Consider the following 618-nt stretch of genomic DNA (forward strand, 5'->3'; position numbering starts at 1 on the left):
ACGCGTACCATTCGATCTTCTCTATGGCGTCCTTGCGCGATCGGACCGGGAGATCGGTGAGGAGCTTCCACTCGATTTTCTTTCGCCGCTTCGGCCTTCCCCGCTCTCGAGCATGGATCACGGTCAGAGTGAGTGCGGGATATTTCGTCTGTTTGCCGATCGGCGGCAGGACGCGTATCTTGCGGTACCTGATCTCAAGAACGGCGTCGTCGGGATCGCCTTTGTCGTCCTTGACCTTGATCCGGTGTACACCCTTGATCGTAACCTCGTCCATTTCGTCGGCAATTGTATGATTGCCATCCCCGGCAAGCCGATCAACACAGGTTCGCACCAAAAAATGCGTTCCGACCTCCTCGGCCAGGCAAAACAGCTCATAGATGTCGCTCTCGCGATCACCAATATGAACGCATCGCCCGGGAGCAGCGAGAAGGTCGGTCGATTGCCGTAAATTCTCGAGCCAGCGGATGCTCTCCTTCTGCTCGATCGGCACTCGTGTCGGATTGATCTTTCGCTTCAGCGCCGTCGTCCCCTTGAACTTCTTGCGGGTCCAGAACTTGATTGCCGACAGTCCGAGCGGAAGCCCCTCGGTCGTCACGGCGAGACTCGAATGCATCAGGA

At 57.1% G+C, this 618-nt stretch carries 1 pseudogene; it reads right to left on the bottom strand.

Going from position 1 to position 618, the window contains the following annotated elements:
- A pseudogene (locus J6525_RS48010) lies at nt 1-490 on the bottom strand (IS4 family transposase); the annotation flags it as partial.
- Nucleotides 491-618: the final 128 nt, after the last annotated feature.

Origin of the sequence: Bradyrhizobium australafricanum (genome assembly GCF_020329495.1) — a bacterium.
GTDB lineage: Bacteria > Pseudomonadota > Alphaproteobacteria > Rhizobiales > Xanthobacteraceae > Bradyrhizobium > Bradyrhizobium australafricanum.